Source organism: Bradyrhizobium betae, from assembly GCF_050632175.1.
Classification (GTDB): Bacteria; Pseudomonadota; Alphaproteobacteria; order Rhizobiales; family Xanthobacteraceae; genus Bradyrhizobium; species Bradyrhizobium betae_B.
On the sequence record NZ_CP192576.1, the window covers coordinates 6,394,294 to 6,410,146 of the forward strand.

Genomic DNA, 15,853 nt, shown 5'->3' on the forward strand with positions numbered 1-15,853 from the left:
CGCCATGCCCAAATTTTCGAGCAAGCGCCGTGTCAATCACAGCGCATCCAGGATGTTTGATCTGGTCGCCGACGTCGAGCGCTATCCGGAGTTCGTGCCGCTGTGCAGCGCGCTGAAGGTCCGCCAGCGCATGGCAAAGCCCGACGGCACCGAGGTGCTGGTCGCCGACATGACGGTGTCGTTCAAGCTGGTCAAGGAGTCCTTCACCAGCCGCGTGACGCTCGACCGCGCCAATCTGAAAATCCTGGTCGAATATCTGCAAGGTCCTTTCAGCAACCTCGAAAACCGCTGGACGTTCGAGCCCAAAGGCCAACAGGAGGGGAGGATGTCTGCGACGTCGGTTTCTTCCTCGCCTATGAGTTCAAGAGCCGCATGCTGGCGATGCTGATGGGCTCGATGTTCGATGCCGCCTTCGCGCGGTTTTCCACCGCGTTCGAGAAGCGGGCGGATGCGATCTACGGCCGGCCGAAGCTGGCGTCGTCCTGATCAATCCACCGCCTTCACCACGTCCGGCGGCTGCGAGGCGTAGTACGCCGCAGCCTGCTCGATCTCCTGCGGTGTCATCGCGCGCGCGATGTTGCGCATCTGCTGGCTGATGTCGTTGCGGCGCTCGCCGGTTGCGAAGGCCTGGAGCTGCGCCTTCATGTAGGCCTCGGACTGGCCCTCCAGCCACGGACTGCCGGTCTTGTTGTCGAGGCTGCCATGGCAGGCGCCGCAGGGCGCGATGCCGCGCATTGGCGCGCCGTAGATGACGATGTTGGGTTTCGGCAGTTGCGGCGTCGGGTGATAGGCGGGAAGCCTCGGCAGATAGGCGTAGTAGTTCGAGAGATCGGCGATCTCCTCGTCCGTCAGGTTCACGGCGAACGGGGACATCACGGCATTGCTGCGCGCGCCGGAGCGGAAATCGTGCAGCTCCTTGTAGATCACGGCGGCATACTGGCCGGCGAGATTGGGCGAGTCCGCGCGGCTGATGCCGGTCGGGCCATGGCAGATCGCGCAGCGCTGCGCCAGTGTGGCGCCGCGGCCGATGGCTTCCTGGCTCGGACGCGCCAGCGTGCGCGAGGTCAGCACGACCTCGGACAGGCGTTTTGCCGGTTCGGGTGCCTTCACATTCGCCGCTCGCTGCGGCACGCCCGCGGCGCTGCAGATCGCATCCCAGACATTGGCGAACTGCACCCAGGGCTGGGCGAAGGGCAGCACGATGAAGCCGGCAACCGCTGTGAGGATCAGGATCGCAGCGGTGATGCCGACGCCAATCCTGAAATGGCTGTTGCGGAGGGTGAAGAGGTCGCGCGTGCTCATCACTGCGCTCCCACGTAAACGGCCGGCACCGAGGTGCCCTCACTCAACGCCAGATTCAGGATCGGGTAGCCGTAATTGGTGATGGTGAGGGCGATCATCAGCGCCACCCACAATGCGTGCGTGTTGAGCGCGACCGGAACGGTCACGGGCTGATGCACGGCCAGCGCAAAGCGGTACGGCCCGGCCTCGGTCTGGGGCGCACGCATGCCGCGCGCCAGGATGACGATGAACATGATGCCCGACGCCAGCAAAACAAAGCCGCCGAAAGCAGAGAGGGTGACGGAGAGCGCCTGCGGCGCGATGGCGGGATCGCCGAAGTCAAAATAGGCCATGCGGCGCGGCATGCCGAGAATGCCGACCCAGTGCCACGGGAACGTCGTGACGACCATGCCGACGAACCACAGCCAGAGCTGGGTGCGCATGAGGCGAAGGTCGATCAGCTCGCGGCCCGTCAGATGCGGCCACAGATCATAGGCGATCGCAAAGTACATGATCACGATGGCGCCGCCAAAAATCAGGTGGAAATGGCCGGTGATCCACTGCGTGTTGTGGATCGACGCATCGAGCTGGTAGCTCATGTTGATGAGGCCGCCGGCGCCGCCGAAGCCGAGCATAACGAACGAGAACGCCAGCGCCAGCATCATCGGATTGTCCCAGGGCAGGGCCTTGATCCAGCCAAACAGGCCGTGGCCGCCGCGCAGCCGCGCGGCGATCTCGACCGACGCGCAGATCGTGAACACCGTCAGCAGGGTCGGCAGCGCGACCAGCGCGGTGAATGCCGAATGGATGAACTTGAAGCCGGCGCCGACCATTGGATCGGCAAAGGTGTGGTGCATGCCTATCGGCATCGCCACCACCAGGAACAGAATGAATGAGATCCGCGCCATGCTGTCGGAATAGACGCGGCCGCCGATCGCGCGCGGCACGATGGTGTAATAGGCGATGTAGGTCGGCATCAGCCAGAAATAGACGATGGCGTGCAGCGTCCAGGAGAAGAAGATGCGCGCAAGACCGGCGTCGATGGTGTTCTTCAGTCCTGCCGCGACGGGAATGATCTGGAGCAGCAACTCGAGCGCGGCGCCGACCGCGGTCCAGGCCCACAGATAGGAGCCCGCAACATTGGCGAACATCGCCAGCGGCACCGGCGCGCCGGGATGGGCCTTTCGCCAGACGCGCAGATTGATCGACATCAGCGCGACCCAGATCCATGAGCCGACCACGACCAGCACGACGCCGAGGTAGTAGAACACGTTGCCGATCAGCGGCGGATAGAACGTGTAGAGCACCGAGGCACGGCCGAGCGCGATCGGGATCACCGCCATGATGCTGCCGGCAACGATCAGCCAGAACCCGGTCCACGCCCAGCGCACGCCGACCAGGCGCTGCTCCAGCGCGGATCTCGCTGATGGCATAGCCAAAGCCCATCGCCACCAGGGTCGGAAACACGTAGCCCATCACCGTACCGTGCGCGGTCAGGGAGCGGTAATAGAGTTCGGGATTGGACAGCCATGTCCCGATCGGGCTGCGAATGAACATCTGCCAGGCGCCGAGCGTCAGTGCGACGCCGAACACCGCAAAGGCAAACCAGAAATGGGCGAGGATGAGCTTCCTATTGACCAACACAGCTCAGCCTCCCGCCGCTCTTCGCGCGATTGGCGAAGTCAGCCTTGTCGACCACCTTGACCTTGCCCCACATGCCCTCATGGCCAAAGCTGCAAAACTCCTGGCAGGGCATCAGATAGTCGCCGGTCTTCGTGAAGCGCATCAACTGCTCGGAGATGTAGCCCGGGACCAGCATGGTGTTGACGTTGGTGCCCTGGATCAGGATGCCGTGCACGACGTCGGCACTGGTCGCGCGCAGCGTGATCGGCGTATCGGCGGGAACCACGATGCAGGCCGGCGTGAAGGAATATTGCTGGCCGATCGCACGCACCGTGACCGTGCCGTTGGTCTCCAGCACGCTGCCGAGATTGCTCTCGACGAACTCGCCAGACAGATGGATTCGCGACGGATCGATGGTCTCGACCCTTGGCTGCGGCATGGTCGCCCGATGGATACCGGCGAAGGCCGCCAGCAGCGCCATCATGACGATGATGATCACGGCGATGGTGGCCCAGCGACGCTCGACGCGGGCCGCGACTTCCGCGCTCGCGTGGCTTTGCTCGGCGCTCATTGCAGCGATCCGCGCGGCAGGAAAACAAACAGGTAGAACGCGAGCCACATCGCGACCACGCAGGCCGTCGCGATGCCGGCGAGCACGATCGCGCCAGACGGCCCTTGCGCGACAATCTCCTCGACGGCCTGGTCGGCTGCGGCTGGGCTGGTCGGCGGATCGGAATTGATCATGATTGGATCTCTGGCGTCCCTCAGTTCAGCGGCGCGGAGCGCAACTCGTTGGCCTCACGCGCCGAGACCGGTGTGCCGCGATTGCCCCAGGCGGTGCGGATGTAGGAGACGACGGCGGCGACCTCATTGTCGGAGAGGAGTCCTGCGAACGGCGGCATGCCATACGGCATCGGGTTGCCCTTGGTGCCGGGCGGATAGCCGCCATTGAGCACCATGCGGATCGGGTTGACCGCCGACTGCATTTCGATCGACTGGTTGTTGGCAAGCGGAGGCCAGTGCGGCGGCTTGCCTTCGCCCTGCGTGCCATGACAGCTCGCACAGTTCTTGTCGTATACGGTCTTGCCGAGGCTGATCAGGAGGCTGCTCTCGGTGGTCGGCAGCGCCGAGCTCGCGGGCGGTGAGGGCGAGGGCTCCGCGATCCCCTTGAGATAGACCGCCATCGCCCTGGTGTCCTCGTCGTTGAGGTATTGCAGGCTGTTGTGCACGACCTCGGCCATCGGACCGTAGACCACGCCACGCATGGAGACGCCGGTCTGAAGCAGATCGGTGATGTCCTTGATGCTCCAGTCGCCGAGACCCGCTTCGCGGTTTGACGTGAGCGAGGGCGCGTACCAGTTCTGCATCGGGATCAGGCCGCCCTTGAAGGCGTCCGATTGCGAGGTGCCGCCGAGCGCGTTGATCGGCGAATGGCACATGCCGCAATGGCCCAAACCCTCGACCAGATAGGCGCCGCGATTCCATTCCGCCGATTTGGTCGTATCAGGTTTGAACTCGCCCTCGCGGAAAAACAGCGTGCGCCAGCCGAGGATGAGCTGGCGGTTGTCGTAGGGGAAACGCAGCTCGTGCGGCTTGTTCTTCTGGTTCACCTGAGGAATCGAACGCAGATAGGCGAAGATCGCGTCGCTGTCGGCGCGCGTGACCTTGGTGTAGGACGCGAACGGCATCGCCGGATAGATCAGCCCGCCATCCGGGAAACGGCCGTTGTGCATGGTTCTGTAGAAATCGTCCGCGCTCCACTTGCCGATGCCGGTCTCCGGATCAGGCGTGATGTTGGAGGTGTAGATCGTTCCGAACGGCGTCGGCATCGGGCGCCCGCCGGCAAACAGGCGGCCCTCGGCCGCGGTGTGGCAGGCGGTGCAATCGCCGGCGCGGGCGAGATATTCGCCGCGCGCGATGATGTCACTCGTCTTGTCCTGCGCCCGCGCGACCGTTGTCAGCGCGGCGAGGGCGACCAGCGTGATCGAGAGCTTGAAACCCATCATCCGCCTCGTCAGTTGGGCTGGCTGCCGCAGCCGAACGGCAGCGCGTAGGTGCCCTTCGGTACGGGGGCCGGATTGGCGGGCGCAGGCCGTGTCGCGAGCCAGGCTGCGACGGCGGTGACGTCAGCTTCGGTGAGATGGCCGGCGACGAGCTGCATGCAGTCGGGCGATTTCGCCGTGCGCGTGCCGTAGCGCCATGCGCCGAGCTGGGCGCTGACATAAGCGGCGCGCAGGCCGAGCAGGCCGGGGATGCCGGGCTGCATGCCCGTCAGTCCTGGTCCGTGGCAACTCACGCAAGCCGGAATATTGCGCCCTGCATCGCCGCTGGTCGCGAGCAGTTCGCCCTGCGCGAGGACGTCCTTGCTAACCTCACTCGGCGCGGGCTGCGGCAGCGGCGGATGCTCGCCGGCAAAATACTCCGCCATCGCCTCCAGATAGGGATCGGGCAGAAACTCCAGCAGATAGTTCATCGGCGGGTATTTTCGCCGGCCGCTGCGGAAGGCGAGGAGCTGGTTGTAGAGATAGCCGGCGGGCTTGCCGGCAAGGCGCGGAAAATAGACGTCGCTTGTGCCTTCGCCCTTGTTGCCATGACAGGGCGTGCAAGCCTCCACCCGCGCTGCCATCGTATCCGGCGGCTGGTTGGCCGTTTGCGCGGCCGCACCATCAAAGGCGGCCAAGTTGACGATCACGGTGGCGAAGGCCGCGGCGCGAGCGAACAATTCGTCGCCCTCCAGAAGGTTGGACCGGGTTGATTCCCGGCCACAACGTAGAGCGGCATTATTGCGCCAATATAGTCGGGCGCAAGTTCAGACAGGGGCGACGACGTTTGGCCGCGCCTGCCCATCCGCGATCCCGACCGATTTCGACAAGATTTGCGTGCTTTTTGAAAAGCGAACATGATGCTGCGATCTCGCGGCGTATGTCGCCCGAGCTTTGCTTGGTCTCGCCCCCTCAGATGTCAGAGGGTGCAGGGAAGACCGGGTGCCGGCCGGGCACCCACGGTCCACTGTGCGAAGGTTGCGCTACAAGAGGCTGCACAGCGGCATACAGGTGTGGCCAGACATCCGGCCTTCCCTGCGCAGTGGTTTGACGGCTTATGTCGTACTCTCCCCGGGGAGCGATGCACTATTGCCCCCGTCGCCTTGCGGCTGGTGATGCGCGCGCCCGGTCGGGCCGCCACATCACCGCAACGCTTGACGCCAGCCTGCGGGCGCCAGGACCACACGATTTTGCCGTACGCAGATCGCACCGGTCGTATGCGCAATGGCCCTCGCTCACGGTTGCCCGCCCTGCGATGCCTGTCGCGCCGATGTGACTAGCGTCCACCGCAGCCCACCCCACGTTTCGTGACGATCGCGATACGCCCCTCTGACCGGGGTGAGGTGGCGCATGACTACGCCAAAACAGAATTTCGGTAAAGTGGAATATTTTCGGGCGCGCGGATTGACCCGTGACTTGTGTGTTTCGCCCCTCGGGCAACGCAAGGGATTGTGGCTGGGCCGGACGGTGTTCCATCGACGCCTGGAGGGATCATTTCGCGCCGCGGCGAGTTTTCAACGGATTGTCCGCGCCGGAGACCTCATGACTATCAATCTCGATACGCTAAAAGGCTCGCTCGTTCTCTATGGACTGAACGCGATATATGCGATCCTGTTGCTTGCAGTCGGGTGGTATCTGTCCGGCGCAATGCAGCGCTTCGTGACGCGGGTGCTCAATGTCGGTCACAGGGTGGATCCACTCGTGACGTTGTTCGTCTCCAGCGTAACACGCTACGGCGTGCTGGCGGTGGTCGGCATTGCGGTCCTTCAGCTCTTCGGAATCCAGACTGCAAGCCTCGTCGCCGTGCTGGGCGCAACGTCACTGGCGATCGGTCTCGCATTGCAGGGCACGCTGTCCAATCTCGCCGCCGGCGTGATGTTGCTGCTGTTCCGGCCATTCCACATCGGGGACAATGTCGAGGTCGGCGGCAAGGCCGGCAAGGTGAAGTCGCTGTCGCTGTTCATGACCGAGCTTGTCGCACCCGACAACACGCAGATCCTGTTGCCCAACGGACAAGTGTGGGGAGCGGCGATCATCAACCGCAGCGTCTATCCCGGCACCGGCGAAGTGAAGGTGACGTTTCCTGTCAGGGCCGGATCGGCCAACGCACTCGCCGATCAGATTCTGAAAGAGATGCGCGACGATCCCCGTATCGACGAGCAGGCCGCGCCATCGGTCAATGTGTCGAAGGTGATCGATGCCGCCGATCCCGGCGCGGCGATCGTGGAGTTGACCGTCAGCGCGAAGGTGAAGCCATCCGATGCCGATGCGGTCAAGCAGCGCGTCCTCGATCACGCCAGCGCGCTGCTGGCGGCGGTCTGATGCGCTCTAACCGCGCGGTGCGCGCGGCGGCCTGCGTTTGGCCACATGGCGGCGCGGCGAGCGCGTCACGCGCGGGCGCAGGCGGGTTGCGGCGGCGCGCTGCGGCTTGGCCGACGCTTGCGGGCCACGGGCGAGATCCATCAGCATGCGCAGCGCCTCGACCACCGAGCGCTGCCGGACCGCGCTGCGGCCGATGGCGCCGAAACGATGCTCGCGATGGACGATGCGGCCGTCGCGAGCGGCAACGGCGAAATGGACGAGACCGACCGGCTTGCCCGGGGTGGCGCCGCCGGGGCCGGCGATGCCGGTGATGGCCACGGCGAGATCCACGCCGGCGCGCTCCAGAGCACCGACCGCCATGGCGATCGCCGTCTCCTTGCTGACGGCGCCGAAATTCGCAAGCGTGCTAGCCTCGACCCCGAGCATCGCGCGCTTGGCATCGTTGGAATAGGTGACGAAGCCGCGGTCGATGACATCGGAGGAGCCGGGGATATCGGTCAGCGCGCCCGCGACGAGGCCGCCGGTGCAGGACTCGGCGGTCGCGATCGTCAGCTTGCGCATCCGGCACAGGTCGAGCAGCGAGCGGGAGAGGGCACGTGCGTCGCTGCCGGCCATGGCCTAGATACTCCAGGGCAGGCGGATGGTGGCGCTCGCGGTGGCCGCGATGCCTTCCTCGCGGCCGGTGAAGCCGAGCCGCTCGCTGGTGGTCGCCTTGACCGCGATGCGGGAAATGTCGACGCCGGAGATCTCGGCGATGCGCGCGCGCATGGTGTCGCGCAAGGGACCGATCTTCGGCCGCTCGCAGATCATGGTCACCTCGAGATTGGCGACGCGGCCGCCGCGCTGGGTGACGCGCTCGATGGCGTATTTCAGGAACTGGTCCGAGGAGGCGCCCTTCCACTTCGCATCGCTCGGCGGGAAGTGCGAGCCGATGTCGCCGTCGGCCAGCGCGCCGAGGATGGCATCGACCAGCGCATGCAGGCCGACATCGCCGTCGGAATGGGCGAGGAAACCTTTCGTGTGTGGCACGCGCACGCCGCAGATCATGAGATGGTCGCCCTCGCCGAAGGCGTGCACGTCGTAGCCCGTGCCGGTCCTGATGTCGCCGAGCAGGCTGGCCAGGCGCGCTTCCTCGCGCACGAAATCCTCGGGGGTGGTGAGCTTCATGTTGGCAACATCGCCTTCAAAGGTTGCAACCGTCAATCCCGCCCATTCGGCAATCGCGGCATCGTCGGTGAAATCGCTGCGCCCGTCCCTGGCCGCCCGACGATGCGCTTCGAGAATGACATCGAAACGAAAGGATTGCGGCGTCTGCGCGATGCGCAGGCGCGCGCGATCCGGCGTGTCCTCGACATTGCCGTTCTCGCCGGTGACCTTGATGGTGTCGGTGACTGCGACGGCGGGGATCGCCGCGCCGGTTCGGCTTGCCGCCTCGATCGCGCGCGAGATCAATCCTTCCGAGACGAAGGGCCGCGCGGCGTCGTGGATCAGGACGATGTCCGGCTTGTGCTTGGCGAGCGCTTCCAGGCCCGCGAGCACCGAGGCCTGGCGCGTTGCGCCGCCATGGGTCGGCGCCTCGTGCTTCAATCCTCCGACCGCTGCCGTGAACATGGCGCTGTCATCGGGATTCAGCACGGGCTGCACCGCGAACACATCGGGATGGCGGCTGAACGCTTCCATGGCGCGATAGATCACGGGCACGCCGCCGATCGTCCGATATTGTTTCGGCCCGCCGGCGCCCGCGCGCAAGCCGCGTCCGGCTGCGACGAGAACGACTGCGGTGCGCTCTGATTTCGCCATAGGACTCAAATACTCAGCTGATGATGGAGAGAGGCAGGGTGTGGGTGATGACCGGCATGCCTCTAGCACGGCAGGCACGCAAAAAGGGGGTTTCCCCGGATTGTGGGAAACAGCATTTTGTTGCACTGCACTTGAAAGATTGGCAGAACTGTCTAAACTGTAGGCATGACGCTTGACTGCACAAGAATTGTGCGCAAGATAGATCATGGCAGGTGCGATGAAGCCCTGCCCAGTCAACGGGACCCCTGTGACCGGCTCGGCAATATCCGGCTCTAAGCCGTTGAAAATAGGCGATATCGACGTCGCCACCCCGGTCTTCCTGGCACCCATGTCGGGGGTGACGGACGCGCCCGTCCGCAGGCTCGCAGCCGAGCTCGGGGCGGGTCTGGTCGTATCTGAAATGACCGCCAGTGACGAGCTCGCCAACGGCCATCGGATGACCCGGTTGCGCTGCGAAGCGACCGGAATCGGCTCGCACGTTGTCCAGTTGGCCGGCTGCGAGGCGCACTGGATGGCGGAAGGCGCCCGGATCGCCGAAGCCGAAGGCGCCGACATCATCGATATCAACATGGGCTGCCCGGCCCGCCACGTGACCGGCGGCCAGTCCGGCTCGGCCCTGATGCGGGATCTCGACCATGCCGTCAGCCTGGTCGAGGCGACGATCGCGGCGGTGAAGGTGCCGGTAACACTGAAGATGCGGCTCGGCTGGGACGATCGCAGCCGCAACGCGCCGGAGCTGGCGCGCCGGGCCGAAGCCGCCGGCATCAAGCTCGTCACGGTGCACGGCCGCACCCGCTGCCAGTTCTACAAGGGCGAGGCCGATTGGGACGCAATCCGCGCGGTGCGCGACGCCATCTCCATTCCGCTCGTCGTCAACGGCGACATCACGTCTTACGAGAAGGCGATCGCAGCGCTCGAGGCCTCCGGCGCCGATGCCGTGATGATCGGCCGTGGCGCCAATGGCCAGCCCTGGCTGCCTGGCCAGATCGGCCGCCGCCTGAAGGGTGGGGCGGCGGAAGCGACGCCGTCGCTGGAAACACAGCTGCATTATGTGCGGACGCTCTACGAGGGGGTCTGCGCACTCTACGGCCTGCGGATCGGCCTGCGGCACGCACGCAAACATCTCGGCTGGGCGCTCGACGTCGCCGCCGATGCGAGTGGCGCGCCGGTCGAGAAGCTGAAGGGATGGCGCCAGGCAATCCTCACGTCGGAGGATCCGCGCCGCGTCCACCAGTCACTGCAAGATGCCTTCGACGACTTCGCATGGAGCGCTGCTGCATGAGCTCAGCTGCTGAACATCGTCGGCCGATACCGTCCGACAGCGACGCGATCCTGGATGCCTTGCCCAATCCGGTCCTGCTGATCGGGCCGGACGGCAAGATCGTCGGCGCCAACATCGCCACCGAAGCCTTTTTCGACATCTCGACGCAGTTCCTGAAGCGGCAATCGTTGAAAGAGCTGGTGCCGTTCGGCAGCCCGTTGCTGGCGCTGATCGACCAGGTGCGCTCGTCGAACGCGCCGGTGAACGAATATAAGGTCGATCTTGGCACGCCGCGCATGGGCGGCGACCGGCAGGTCGACCTGCATGTCGCCCCGCTCACCGAGCGCCCGGGCCATATCGTGGTGATGCTGCAGGAGCGCTCCATCGCCGACAAGATGGACCGCCAGCTCACCCATCGCAGCGCCGCTCGCTCGGTGATCGCGCTCGCCGCGATGCTGGCGCACGAGATCAAGAACCCGCTGTCCGGCATCCGCGGCGCGGCGCAACTGCTGGAGCAGCAGGCCTCGTCCGAGGACCGCATGCTGACGCGGCTGATCTGCGACGAGGCCGACCGCATCGTGACGCTGGTCGACCGCATGGAGGTGTTCGGCGATGAGCGTCCCGTGGTGCGCGGCCCCGTCAACATCCATTCCGTGCTCGACCACGTGAAGCGGCTGGCGCAGTCGGGCTTTGCCCGCAACATCCGCTTCGTCGAGGATTACGATCCCTCGCTGCCGCCGGTGCTGGCGAACCAGGACCAGCTCATCCAGGTGTTCCTCAATCTCGTGAAGAACGCCGCCGAAGCGCTGATCGACGTTCCCGACGGCGAGATCCAGCTCACCACCGCGTTCCGCCCCGGCGTGCGCCTGTCAGTCCCCGGTCAAAAATCCCGTGTATCCCTGCCGCTCGAATTCTGCGTGAAGGACAATGGGCCAGGCGTGCCGGACGATCTTCTGCCCAATTTGTTCGACCCGTTCGTGACCACCAAGCAGACCGGCTCGGGCCTGGGTCTTGCATTGGTCGCCAAGATCATCGGCGATCACGGGGGCATCATCGAATGCGAATCTCAGCCGCGCAAAACCACCTTCCGCGTGCTGATGCCGATGTATTCCACATCGGTGAAACATGCCGATCACAGCAGTCGCGACGGCTCTGCCGGGACGTCGTCGTCTGCATCTCAGGGGGCAAAATGAGGATTAACAATGCCCGCAGGTAGCATTCTCGTAGCTGATGACGATACCGCCATCCGCACGGTTCTCAACCAGGCTCTGTCCCGCGCCGGCTATGAAGTCCGGCTCACCGGCAATGCCGCAACGCTGTGGCGCTGGGTCAGCCAGGGGAGGGCGATCTGGTCATCACCGACGTGGTGATGCCGGATGAAAACGCCTTCGACCTGCTGCCGCGGATCAAGAAGATGCGGCCGAATCTGCCTGTCATCGTCATGAGCGCGCAAAACACCTTCATGACGGCGATCCGCGCCTCCGAGCGCGGAGCGTACGAATATCTGCCAAAACCCTTCGACCTGAAGGAGCTGATCGCCATCGTCGGCCGCGCGCTCGCCGAGCCGAAGGAGCGGACCACGACGCCGGACGAAGACGCCGAGATGGAGGCGATCCCGCTGGTCGGCCGCTCGCCGGCGATGCAGGAAATCTACCGCGTGCTCGCGCGGCTGATGCAGACCGACCTCACCGTGATGATCACGGGCGAGTCCGGCACCGGCAAGGAGCTGGTGGCCCGCGCGCTGCACGATTACGGCAAGCGCCGCAACGGCCCGTTCGTCGCCGTCAACATGGCGGCGATCCCGCGCGATCTCATCGAGTCCGAACTGTTCGGCCATGAGCGCGGCGCCTTCACCGGTGCCAACACCCGCGCCTCCGGCCGGTTCGAGCAGGCCGAGGGCGGCACGCTGTTCCTCGACGAGATCGGCGACATGCCGATGGAGGCGCAGACCCGCCTGCTGCGGGTGCTGCAGCAGGGCGAATACACCACCGTCGGCGGCCGCACCCCGATCAAGACCGATGTGCGGATCGTCGCCGCCTCCAACAAGGATCTGCGCGTGCTGATCCAGCAGGGTCTGTTCCGCGAAGATCTGTTCTTCCGCCTCAATGTCGTGCCGCTGCGGTTGCCGCCGCTGCGTGAGCGCATCGAGGACTTGCCCGATCTCATTCGCCACTTCTTCACGCTGGCCGAGAAGGACGGCCTGCCGCCGAAGAAGCTCGACGCACTGGCGTTGGAGCGGATGAAGCAGCACCGTTGGCCCGGCAACGTGCGCGAGCTCGAAAACCTCGCGCGCCGCCTCGCCGCGCTCTATCCGCAGGACGTGATCACGGCCTCGGTCATCGACGGCGAGCTTGCGCCGCCCTCGGTCAGCCCAGGCGCCGCGGTCCAGCAGGGCGTCGACAATCTCGGCGGTGCCGTGGAGGCCTATCTGTCCTCGCACTTCCAGGGCTTTCCGAACGGCGTGCCGCCGCCGGGCCTCTATCACCGCATTCTGAAGGAGATCGAGGTGCCGCTGCTCACGGCCGCCCTCGCGGCCACCCGCGGCAACCAGATCCGCGCAGCCGATTTGCTCGGCCTCAACCGCAACACGCTGCGGAAGAAGATCCGGGATCTGGATATCCAGGTGTATCGGAGCGGGGGCTAATCTCCCGGGACGGTGGCTCAGCTCCCCCTACCAAAGGTGAGCTGAGCCTGTCCGGATCGCGCTGGCCAGTTTGGCTGACGCGGTGGGCAGAAGTCCGATTCGGCCTGAAATGTTCCGCAAGGACACAGATTTTGGTCATTGGGCCGCAGGGCGCGATGTCGCGCTCATCTGATAAGGCGGCTTGATGCGGGCTGCGCGGCGACGATGTTTGCCGTCGGCTCGGTCAGGCCGGGCCCGTTAACAAGCAGGCCGGCCGCTGCGATCAGCAGCAGAACCGCAGACACCATTATTGCAAGGAAGAACCTGTCCATGCGGATCAAGCCGCAGGGGCGGAAAACCGTTCCCGCAACGGAGCCAGCCGGCGACCAGCCTGTGGATGCGCGGGTCCATCGCGCCGCGGAATTGTCGCAATTCGGCAACAATGTGGTACGAATACATCAGTATCCGCCCGCGGCGGACCCAGTTTTTCAGCACCCCATTGCCGGAATGACCAGCGCAGACACCTCGGCCGCATCCTTTGACACGGCCCCAGCGGAAGAGCCCCGGCGCTGGTCGGTGCGACGCTGGCTGGCACCGTTCGCCGTGGCGCTGGCAATGCTGTCCGCGATGATGACCTTCGTGGTCCTGACCGGCCTGACGCGGATCGATCCGACGCCCGAGGTGGTCCGCTCGTTCTACCTGCTCAATGCGGGCTCGATCCTGCTGCTGGTCGGGATCATCGTCCGCGAGCTCTGGCAGCTGATTCTGGCTCGGCGGCGGGGCCGGGCGGCGGCCCGCCTCCACGTCCAGATCGTCAGCCTGTTCTCGATCGTGGCGGTGCTGCCGGCGGTGCTCGTGGCCGTCGTCGCCAACGTCACGCTCGAGCGCGGCCTCGACCGGCTGTTCTCGGGGCCGACCAAGGAGGTGATCCAGAATTCGCTGACGATCGCGCGGGCCTACATGCAGGACCATGCGCAGCTGATCCGCGGCGACATTCTCGGCATGGCCAACGACATCGCGCACGCCCGGCCGCTCTACGACCAGGATCGCCGCTCGTTTCGCGAGTTGCTCGCGTCGAGCGCCAGCTCACGCAATTTGCCGGGCGCGATGATCATCGACAAGGACACCAACATCCTGGAATCCGCCGATACCGGCATGCGGCTGGCCTATTCGCCGCCCGCGCCGGACTTCCTCAGCAACGTCAACGAATCCGAGCCCGAGATCGCGGTGCTGCCGGACGCGAGCTTCGTCGCCGCCGTGATCCGCCTGCGCGCCTTCAGCGACACCTTCCTCTATGTCGCCCGTCCGCTCGACCCGAACGTCGTCAACCAGCTCAAGCAGACCGAGGTGAGCGTCGCCGAATACGCCCAGATCGAGTCGCGGCGGCTCGGCATCCAGGTCGCGTTTGCGCTGATGTTCGCGGTGATCGCGCTGACCATTCTGATGGCCTCGGTGCTGATCGGCCTGAACTTCGCCAATTCGCTGGTGGCGCCGATTCGGCGGCTGATGAACGCGGCCCACACCGTTTCGACCGGCGACCTCAATGTGAAGGTGCCGGTGCACCAGTCGGAGGGCGATCTCGCCCAGCTCGGTGAGACCTTCAACAAGATGACGCAGGAATTGCGCAGCCAGCGCGACGAGCTGGTCAATGCCAGCGACCTCATCGACAGCCGCCGCCGCTTCATCGAAGCGGTGCTGTCGTCCGCCAGCGCCGGCATCATCGGCGTCGACAATTCGGGCAGCGTCGGCATCCTCAATCGCTCCGCCGAGAAGCTGATCGGGCACTCCGAAGCGGAGACGCTCGGCCATCCTCTGTCGGACGTGCTGCCCGAGCTCGACGAGATGATGAAGACGGCGCGGGAAGGGACCCAGCGCCTGGTGCAGGGCCAGATCACGATCACGCGCGACGGGCAGGAGCGCAACCTCTCGGTCCGTGTCAGCGCCGAGAAGACCAGCCAGCCGCACGACAGCTACATCATCACGCTCGACGACATCACCGAACTCGTGTCGGCGCAGCGCACCTCGGCCTGGGGCGACGTCGCGCGCCGCATCGCCCACGAGATCAAGAATCCGCTGACGCCGATCCAGCTCTCGGCCGAGCGCATCCGCCGCAAGTTCGGCAAGGACATCACGGAGACGAAGGACAAGCAGATCTTCGAGCAGTGCACCGATACCATCGTGCGCCAGGTCGACGATATCAGGCGCATGGTCGACGAGTTCTCGCGCTTCGCGCGGATGCCGAAGCCGGTGATGGAGGGCGAGGACGTCGCCGACACCGTGCGGCAGGCGGTGTTCCTGATGAAGGTCGCCCATCCCGAGATCGATATCGAGGTCGAGTTCAGGGACGATCCGCTCCGCGCCCAGTTCGACCGGCGGCTGATCTCGCAGGCGGTCACCAACATCGTCAAGAACGCCACCGAGGCGATCGAGCAGGTCCCGCCGGAGGAGCTTGGCCGGGACAACGGAAAAGGCCGCATCGACGTCGTGGTCTCCCGCGAGGGTGAGGACGTCCTGATCGACGTCATCGACAACGGCATCGGCCTGCCCAAAGTCGCGCGCTCGCGGCTGCTCGAGCCCTATGTGACGACGCGCGCCAAGGGCACCGGCCTTGGCCTTGCGATCGTCGGCCGCGTGCTGGAAGACCATGGCGGCCGCATCGAACTGAAGGATGCCTCCGACTTCCGGGAAGGCCAGCGCGGTGCCTGGATGCGGATGCGCTTTGCGATCTCCGGCGCTCCCGCCAAGAGCGAGGGGACCGAGCCGGCGCCGGCTGCCAAGGAGACGGTAAAGTCGGAACCGATCAAGGACGCGGAAACAAAAGGGCCGGCTTCCGAAACCAAGGAGCCTGCTGAAAAGACCAATGATTCAACGAAGATCGAAGCCTCAACAGGCATCTGACCA

The 15,853-nt window shown here is 65.3% G+C and carries 11 protein-coding genes and 3 pseudogenes; 6 read left to right on the forward strand and 8 right to left on the reverse strand.

Annotation, left to right across the window (positions count from 1 at the left end; all coding sequences use genetic code 11):
• The first annotated feature begins 4 nt into the window (after positions 1 to 4).
• Positions 5 to 486 (forward strand): annotated as a pseudogene (locus tag ACQ86E_RS30775) (type II toxin-antitoxin system RatA family toxin).
• On the opposite strand, the gene ACQ86E_RS30780 reads toward ACQ86E_RS30775, so the two are convergent.
• The 6 genes and pseudogenes from ACQ86E_RS30780 to ACQ86E_RS30805 form a co-directional block, all read right to left on the reverse strand.
• A complete protein-coding gene (locus tag ACQ86E_RS30780; protein WP_431203152.1) occupies positions 487 to 1,302 on the reverse strand; it encodes a c-type cytochrome in 816 nt (271 codons plus the stop codon). It lies immediately after the preceding pseudogene.
• A pseudogene (locus tag ACQ86E_RS30785) lies at positions 1,302 to 2,925 on the reverse strand (b(o/a)3-type cytochrome-c oxidase subunit 1). Before ACQ86E_RS30785 ends, ACQ86E_RS30780 begins: the two are co-directional and overlap by 1 nt.
• On the reverse strand, positions 2,912 to 3,475 hold the full coding sequence (locus ACQ86E_RS30790; RefSeq protein WP_431203153.1) for a cytochrome C oxidase subunit II: 564 nt from the start codon (positions 3,473 to 3,475) through the stop codon (positions 2,912 to 2,914). The pseudogene ACQ86E_RS30785 and the gene ACQ86E_RS30790 overlap by 14 nt, the downstream one beginning before the upstream one ends.
• Positions 3,472 to 3,648 carry a hypothetical protein gene (locus ACQ86E_RS30795; protein ID WP_431203154.1) on the reverse strand — a complete coding sequence of 59 codons (177 nt, stop codon included), beginning with the start codon at positions 3,646 to 3,648 and terminating at the stop codon, positions 3,472 to 3,474. Before ACQ86E_RS30795 ends, ACQ86E_RS30790 begins: the two co-directional genes overlap by 4 nt.
• A 20-nt stretch (positions 3,649 to 3,668) precedes the next feature.
• Positions 3,669 to 4,907 carry a cytochrome c gene (locus ACQ86E_RS30800; RefSeq protein ID WP_431206612.1) on the reverse strand — a complete coding sequence of 413 codons (1,239 nt, stop codon included), beginning with the start codon at positions 4,905 to 4,907 and terminating at the stop codon, positions 3,669 to 3,671.
• An 11-nt stretch (positions 4,908 to 4,918) separates the two neighbouring features.
• Positions 4,919 to 5,626, reverse strand: a complete 708-nt coding sequence (locus tag ACQ86E_RS30805; protein ID WP_431203155.1) for a c-type cytochrome — start codon at positions 5,624 to 5,626, stop codon at positions 4,919 to 4,921.
• A gap of 862 nt (positions 5,627 to 6,488) precedes the next feature.
• Between ACQ86E_RS30805 and ACQ86E_RS30810 the strand changes: the two genes are divergently transcribed.
• Complete coding sequence (locus ACQ86E_RS30810; RefSeq protein ID WP_431203156.1) at positions 6,489 to 7,268, forward strand: mechanosensitive ion channel family protein; 780 nt, start codon at positions 6,489 to 6,491, stop codon at positions 7,266 to 7,268.
• Between the two features lie 6 nt (positions 7,269 to 7,274).
• On the opposite strand, the gene ACQ86E_RS30815 is transcribed toward ACQ86E_RS30810, so the two are convergent.
• Both ACQ86E_RS30815 and ACQ86E_RS30820 read right to left on the reverse strand, forming a co-directional pair.
• Positions 7,275 to 7,883: a CinA family protein gene (locus ACQ86E_RS30815; RefSeq protein ID WP_431203157.1), complete on the reverse strand. Its 609-nt coding sequence runs from the start codon at positions 7,881 to 7,883 to the stop codon at positions 7,275 to 7,277.
• Positions 7,884 to 7,886: 3 nt separating this feature from the next.
• The gene (locus tag ACQ86E_RS30820; RefSeq protein ID WP_431203158.1) at positions 7,887 to 9,068 is read right to left on the reverse strand and encodes a bifunctional 2-C-methyl-D-erythritol 4-phosphate cytidylyltransferase/2-C-methyl-D-erythritol 2,4-cyclodiphosphate synthase; all 1,182 of its coding nucleotides are present in this window, start codon (positions 9,066 to 9,068) and stop codon (positions 7,887 to 7,889) included.
• 280 nt (positions 9,069 to 9,348) lie between these two features.
• Here ACQ86E_RS30820 and dusB point away from each other — a divergent pair, with 280 nt between their 5' ends.
• From dusB to ACQ86E_RS30840, 4 genes and pseudogenes are all read left to right on the forward strand, one after another.
• Positions 9,349 to 10,350, forward strand: a complete 1,002-nt coding sequence (gene dusB, locus ACQ86E_RS30825; RefSeq protein WP_431203159.1) for a tRNA dihydrouridine synthase DusB — start codon at positions 9,349 to 9,351, stop codon at positions 10,348 to 10,350.
• On the forward strand, positions 10,347 to 11,522 hold the full coding sequence (locus ACQ86E_RS30830; RefSeq protein WP_431203160.1) for a two-component system sensor histidine kinase NtrB: 1,176 nt from the start codon (positions 10,347 to 10,349) through the stop codon (positions 11,520 to 11,522). Before dusB ends, ACQ86E_RS30830 begins: the two co-directional genes overlap by 4 nt.
• A 9-nt stretch (positions 11,523 to 11,531) precedes the next feature.
• Positions 11,532 to 12,973: pseudogene (ntrC, locus tag ACQ86E_RS30835) on the forward strand (nitrogen regulation protein NR(I)).
• Between the two features lie 486 nt (positions 12,974 to 13,459).
• Entirely contained in the window at positions 13,460 to 15,850 is a 2,391-nt protein-coding gene (locus ACQ86E_RS30840) for an ATP-binding protein (RefSeq protein ID WP_431203161.1), read from the forward strand.
• The last annotated feature ends 3 nt before the right edge of the window (positions 15,851 to 15,853 follow it).

Excerpts from the sequence above, each read along its gene's own strand:
- ACQ86E_RS30795 (WP_431203154.1), bottom strand. The coding sequence starts at position 3,648 with ATGATCAATTCCGATCCGCCGACCAGCCCAGCCGCAGCCGACCAGGCC.
- ACQ86E_RS30810 (WP_431203156.1), top strand. The coding sequence starts at position 6,489 with ATGACTATCAATCTCGATACGCTAAAAGGCTCGCTCGTTCTCTATGGA.
- ACQ86E_RS30840 (WP_431203161.1), top strand. The coding sequence starts at position 13,460 with ATGACCAGCGCAGACACCTCGGCCGCATCCTTTGACACGGCCCCAGCG.
- ACQ86E_RS30815 (WP_431203157.1), bottom strand. The coding sequence starts at position 7,883 with ATGGCCGGCAGCGACGCACGTGCCCTCTCCCGCTCGCTGCTCGACCTG.
- ACQ86E_RS30780 (WP_431203152.1), bottom strand. The coding sequence starts at position 1,302 with ATGAGCACGCGCGACCTCTTCACCCTCCGCAACAGCCATTTCAGGATT.
- ACQ86E_RS30830 (WP_431203160.1), top strand. The coding sequence starts at position 10,347 with ATGAGCTCAGCTGCTGAACATCGTCGGCCGATACCGTCCGACAGCGAC.
- ACQ86E_RS30790 (WP_431203153.1), bottom strand. The coding sequence starts at position 3,475 with ATGAGCGCCGAGCAAAGCCACGCGAGCGCGGAAGTCGCGGCCCGCGTC.
- ACQ86E_RS30800 (WP_431206612.1), bottom strand. The coding sequence starts at position 4,907 with ATGGGTTTCAAGCTCTCGATCACGCTGGTCGCCCTCGCCGCGCTGACA.
- ACQ86E_RS30820 (WP_431203158.1), bottom strand. The coding sequence starts at position 9,068 with ATGGCGAAATCAGAGCGCACCGCAGTCGTTCTCGTCGCAGCCGGACGC.